Origin of the sequence: Streptomyces sp. (assembly GCF_031178505.1) — a bacterium.
GTDB classification, from domain to species: Bacteria; Actinomycetota; Actinomycetes; order Streptomycetales; family Streptomycetaceae; genus Streptomyces; species Streptomyces gulbargensis.
In genome coordinates, this window is the sequence record NZ_JAPSIW010000798.1 from 1 (window position 1) to 3,094 (window position 3,094).

General features: G+C 69.0%; 4 protein-coding genes. All 4 read right to left on the bottom strand.

Annotation, left to right across the window (positions count from 1 at the left end):
* The coding region (locus RIF68_RS32510; protein ID WP_309054919.1) for a hypothetical protein at nucleotides 1-600 on the bottom strand (600 nt) is incomplete at its 3' end.
* Between the two features lie 150 nt (nucleotides 601-750).
* The gene (locus RIF68_RS32515; protein ID WP_309054921.1) at nucleotides 751-1,446 is read right to left on the bottom strand and encodes a class F sortase; all 696 of its coding nucleotides are present in this window, start codon (nucleotides 1,444-1,446) and stop codon (nucleotides 751-753) included.
* A gap of 76 nt (nucleotides 1,447-1,522) precedes the next feature.
* Nucleotides 1,523-2,398: a type II secretion system F family protein gene (locus tag RIF68_RS32520; protein ID WP_309054923.1), complete on the bottom strand. Its 876-nt coding sequence runs from the start codon at nucleotides 2,396-2,398 to the stop codon at nucleotides 1,523-1,525.
* Nucleotides 2,399-2,431: 33 nt separating this feature from the next.
* A partial coding sequence (locus RIF68_RS32525; RefSeq protein ID WP_309054925.1) for a type II secretion system F family protein occupies nucleotides 2,432-3,094 on the bottom strand: 663 nt, incomplete at its 5' end.

The following is a 3,094-nucleotide window of genomic DNA, read 5'->3' on the forward strand; positions in this document are numbered from 1 at the left end:
GGACACGGAGACCCGGTAGCCGTCCTGCGGGGCGAGAGCCGGGACGTTGTTGCGCGCGTCCTGGATGAGGAACTCGGCCCGGTCCAGGTGCGACTGCTCGATGCCGGCCGGCTGCGGCAGCTCCGCGGTCGACAGGGAGCGCACGGCCCACTGCACCGCCAGCGCCTCATCCGGATCGTCGGTGGGCCCGAAGACCGAGAGGATGTATCCGGCGAGGGTGGCGTTCTCCGGCTTCCAGTAGACCGGGCTGTCGCCGACCTTCTCGCCCACCACGTTCTCCCATCCGGTCGCCGGGTCGTCGAAAGGCTCGGCGACGGCGTAGCCCTCGTCGTCCAGCACGAACTCTCCGACGGGGGCCAGGGGCTGGTCCTCGTGGATGCCGTAGGCGGTGTCGGTGTTGCTCAGCGCCACCGGGGTGTAGAACGACTCCGCGCCGGTGCTCGGGCTCTCCTCCGGGACCTCGACGAGGTACTCCGCGATCGCCACGGGCACGGCGACGGCTGGCGCCGCAGCGACCAGCGTCCCGGTCACCGCGGTGGTGCCGGCAAGAGCCGCTACCGCGAGGAGCTGCGCGCGGCGGGCGGGGAGGGGGGAGGGCATGGGAACTCCTGGGGATCGTGTGGGGATCGGCAGGCCGGTGGGCGGCCGACCGATCTTTACTAATGTAATTGCATGGAGGGGGCGCTGTCCGGGGAAGTCACTGTGCGACGCCGGGTGTGCGCACAAGAGGGGACGGGCAGCCCGCCTGCGTCACGGGACGGGGGCCGTCTCGGGATCGAGGGCCAGATCGACGATGAGGTTGTTCGTGTACGACCAGGACGGTGCTCCGTCCGGCTGGACGTAGTCGCCAGAACAGGTGACCAGGGACAGTCCCGGGTCACCGGTCAATTCGAAGATGTCCCGCGGCGGGGCGTCCCGTGGTGTCGGCTCCCGCACCGTAGTCACGGTGTAGGAGAACACTCCCCCGGTCCCGTCGGAGATCCACAGCCTCTGCCCGGGCTGAGCCGTGTAGAGCGTGGCCAGCGCGGGAGCGTCGTAGGGATAGTCCACGTGGCCGGCCAGCACCGCGTTGCCCTGCTCGCCCCCGATCGGAGCGGAGGCCGAGTACCAGCCGATCGCGGCGCGGTCCTCGTAGGTAGGCACGGCCATGTTCCCGGCGTCGTCCTGTCCCATGGACTCGAGCGCCGCATCGATGCCGATCGAGGGCGAACAGACCTGGGCCCGGGCGGAGAAGTCCCCGCAGGTCTCCGGGCTCCGCACCGCGGGGTGAGCCCCCGGGTCGCCGACCGCACGGGCGTCGTCCGGGGACAGCGAGTCGGCGCCAACCGGGACCGGAGCACTTAACGAGGCGGGATCACCGTGCTGGACGTCCCCGCCGAAGCTGGCAACCGGCGCGCCGATCAGCCAGGGCACGGCCAGGAGGCCGACAGCGGCGAGTGACACCATAGCAAGGAGCGCCGACAGCGCCGGGCGTCCGGCACTGGACGGCCGGAGCTCTGCAAGATTCTCGAGCGGCATCGGACTACATCTTCAGAACGTTGAGGACTGTGGGCCCGAGCACGGTGAGGAACAGCACAGGGAGCACGAACAACATCAACGGCAGGAGAATTTTTACGGGTATTTTCTGCGCGGCTTCCTCGGCCCGCTGCCTCCGCTTGATGCGCATCTCGTTGGCCTGGGTGCGCAGCACCGTGGAGATTGAGATGCCGTACGCATCCGCCTGGATCACCGCTCGGGTGAACGTGCGCAGATCGGGGACGTCGGTGCGCTGCTCGAGCGCCAGGTAGGCGTCACGGCGCGGAATGCCCACCCGCATCTCCTGCAGGGTGCGCACCAGTTCCTCCGCCAGGGGGCCCTTGCCGTTGTGCCCGGCACGGGCCATCGCCGATTCGAAGCCGAGGCCAGCCTCGACCGCGATCATCATCTGGTCCAGGGTGTCGGCCAGTTCCAGACCGATCGCCTTCTGCCGCTCGACGCCGCGGGAGTACAGCAGGAGCTCCGGCACGAAGTAGGCCACGGGCACCATGATCGCCACTATCAGGACGATCATGCCGTTGCCATTCGTCAGCAGCAGGAGCAGCACGCCGAAGAGCGCGGCACCGGCCAGCGCGTAGACCTTGTAGGCCATGAGCCGGGCGACCGGCCAGTCGGCGGGCCGGCCCGCCTTCGAGTACAGCCCCTCGAGCCGGTCCCGTCCGTTCCCCGTGGTGAGCCGGCTTGCCCAACCGAAATCCGGGGCGTCGCGGATCGACTCGGCCTCGGTCGCACCGAGACCGACCCGCAGGTTCTGGCGCACCAGCCGGTCGCCGCCCCACCGGACGCTGACGGCGAGCCAGATGGCCAGAGCCGCGGCACCGGCCAGGAGCAGAAGGCCGAGCACAGGGGAGATCGACGACATGGGGCGCCTTTCAGGGATACGGGGTGGTAAGACTCAGAACTGGATCTTGATGATGCGGGACATCCAGTACCCGCCGATGGCGAACATCAGCAGGGCGACGGCGATCATCGCGTAACCGAAGAAGCCGCTGGTGAGGAACTGGGAGATGTACTCCGGGGAGATCACCGTGAGCACTGCGGCGATCAACACCGGTAGGGCCATGAGGATGTAGGCGGACATCTTCCCCTCGGCCGCCAGCGTCTTGACCTGCCGACGAATCTGGCTACGCTCACGGATCGTGCCGGCCACGCGGTCGAGCACCTCGGCGAGGTCCCCGCCGACCTCCCTGTGGATGCCGATGGCCTGCGCCACCCAGGAGAAGTCCTCGGACTCCATGCGTTTCGCCGCCTGGCTCAGGGAGTCGTCGAGATCCATGCCGAGACGGGTCTCGTTCACCACCCGGGTGAGCTCCTCGGCGGTGGGCGCCGGAGACTCCTTCGCCACGGCGTCGACCGCACGCAACAGGGAGTGTCCGGCCCGCAGGGACCCCGAGAACAATTGGAGCGTGTTGTCGAGCTGATCGGCGAAGACGCGCTTGCGCCGGCCGGTGAGGAAGCCGACTGCGACCTTGGCCACCACCGGGGCCGCGAGAAAGAACAGCAGGGCCAGCCATCCGCCACCCACGACGGTGCCCACGGCCGCGGGTGCCGTGGTGGC